Here is a 396-nt window from a genome sequence, read left to right as displayed (position 1 = left end):
CACCTAACACGCTGCGCTGAGTATCAACCGCTTTCAGTGCTTTATCGATATCTGCCAACGGTGTAGTACCAGTTGCAACACCAGCAGAATCCACAGTCCCGCTCAACACATCAAAACCTTTGGCAGCAACAGTACGCGCCTTGCCATTTACTGCTTCATTAACAGCAGTCGCATCTTTCACCGCTGTAGCTAATGCGGTGTTTTTACCATCCAGTGTACCTTTGGTCGTCGTAATATCACCAGCAACACCGCTTTTAACCGCTGCCAAATACGCAGTATTCGCAGTATCATAGTCACTTTGCGCAGTATCAAGTGCAGCTTTCTTAGTGAAAGCATAAGTGTTTACGGTATCAGTTGAAGTGCCATCAGCTTTTGCTGTCGCCAGGTTCCAGCCTG

Annotated in this window: 1 pseudogene; it reads right to left on the bottom strand. The window is 47.7% G+C overall.

Annotated elements, in window-relative coordinates:
* Window positions 1-396 (bottom strand): annotated as a pseudogene (locus YROHD0001_RS0119190) (flagellin FliC); the annotation flags it as partial.

Source organism: Yersinia rohdei ATCC 43380 (assembly GCF_000173775.1).
GTDB lineage: Bacteria > Pseudomonadota > Gammaproteobacteria > Enterobacterales > Enterobacteriaceae > Yersinia > Yersinia rohdei.
Note: the sequence above shows the minus strand (reverse complement) of the source record. Positions and strands in the feature narration are given on the sequence as shown.